Origin of the sequence: Alishewanella longhuensis, from assembly GCF_014653435.1 — a bacterium.
In the GTDB taxonomy this organism is placed as follows: domain Bacteria; phylum Pseudomonadota; class Gammaproteobacteria; order Enterobacterales; family Alteromonadaceae; genus Alishewanella; species Alishewanella longhuensis.
The window spans coordinates 1-1,278 of the sequence record NZ_BNAO01000019.1 but is presented as its reverse complement, the minus strand read 5'-3'; the positions used below and the strand labels follow the sequence as shown (position 1 = coordinate 1,278).

Below are 1,278 nucleotides of genomic sequence, written 5' to 3'. Positions count from 1 at the left end.
GCCGGCTGACAGGGGGTTAAGGGGGCTTGTCCCCTTACACACGTACCCTTTAGGGTGCTAGTGTGCTATCACCATACTGCATAGGTGCGAAGTTAGTGAATGTTTTGTAAATGCACAAATAAAGGGGAAAACATTTGGATTTGCGACAATAAAGTACTACCTTTGTTGCTGACCAAACGGTAGCTGACCGATACGGGAGAGTTACCAAAATACAAGCCGCTGGAGTTAATTGACGGACATCCGACATCCCCAGCGGCTTTATTTTTGCCTATCTGCTTCGTCTAGGCATACCAGTACCTCTACTAAAAATGTACTTCAAAGATACTTATTTTCTACCGACTTGATAGTTTTTACCCCATATTCTTGGACATTTTTCCCCCATGAGGTTATCTTTGTAGGGTGAAAGAGAAACCCATAAACGGGGATAGATTGAATGCTGGGAAGCATAAACAATCGGGGTAAGGTTAGCGAACCTTGCCTTTCATCCCCCATTATAACTTTACATAGAGGAACTTTATCTATCCCCCCCCGCCCCCAAAGGGGGAGCGACCAAACGGCAGCTTCACTCAATGGAGTGTTACAGTTCATCAAAACCAAGTGATAACTGTCGTTTCTCTGCTTCTTCTTTCTTTTGGGCAGCTAAAGTCTTTTTCCGAACGTATGTTTTTGTAAATGAAACCCTATCCCCATTAAAGACAATCAACGGATTAATGAACCAATTATATTCGTTTGGACCTCTTGCTATGATTTCACTTTGTACGAGCTCTGCCAATCCTTTGTATATGGCTTTGTCTGATTTGTATTGGGTGTATTCTAAGCATTTTCGCCTATCGAAAATTATCATATCATTCTTAGGCTTCATGCAAGTTAGAATATACCCGAAAACCCGAATAGCTGATTGTGATAGATTGAAAAAAGCGGCAAAATTCGCAAGGTATAGTTTTGCAAATTGCTCTTCATCTACTTCTATTTGTCGGATAAACGAGGTTTTGAATACTTCTCCTGTATCTGTATCAGCAACAGCAACTACAGCTTTTTTATCACTTCCCGTACTACTTTTGTATTTCTTAACAACGTGATTTTCAATCCCTTCAATTGCTTGTTTCATAAAGGGGTTTTCTTCGTTTTTTTGAAAATCGGTTAATTTGAGTACTTTCTTATTTTCCATAAACATTCTATTTAGGCAAATTTGACTTTCTATATATCGGTGAAAAAGTATAATTTGATTTTCCACAAAGGAATATTTAAATTTCCATTAATACAATAAAAAAGCAAAAT

1 protein-coding gene is annotated in these 1,278 nt (G+C 38.6%); it reads right to left on the bottom strand.

Going from position 1 to position 1,278, the window contains the following annotated elements; genetic code table 11:
- Positions 1-577: 577 nt before the first annotated feature.
- The gene (locus IE163_RS17620; protein WP_008670455.1) at positions 578-1,168 is read right to left on the bottom strand and encodes a hypothetical protein; all 591 of its coding nucleotides are present in this window, start codon (positions 1,166-1,168) and stop codon (positions 578-580) included.
- Positions 1,169-1,278 lie beyond the last annotated feature (110 nt).